Here is a 227-nt window from a genome sequence, read left to right on the forward strand (position 1 = left end):
GGTCCCATGGGAGGCGCAGATTTTATGCACATATTATATTCAGAATTTTTTAATTATGATCCTTCAGATATGACATGGCCCTTTAGAGATCGTTTCTTTATGGATGCAGGTCATTTATCTACTTTAATGTATGCTCAGTATTACCTATTAGGTAATTATACAAAAGAAGATGTTTCAAATTTCAGACAATGGGGTTCAATAACCCCTGGACATCCAGAAGTAGATGT

Annotated in this window: 1 pseudogene; it reads left to right on the forward strand. The window is 35.2% G+C overall.

Going from position 1 to position 227, the window contains the following annotated elements:
- Positions 1 to 227, forward strand: a pseudogene (locus Q0842_RS16265) (transketolase); the annotation flags it as partial.

This window comes from uncultured Algibacter sp. (genome assembly GCF_947495675.1).
In the GTDB taxonomy this organism is placed as follows: domain Bacteria; phylum Bacteroidota; class Bacteroidia; order Flavobacteriales; family Flavobacteriaceae; genus Algibacter_B.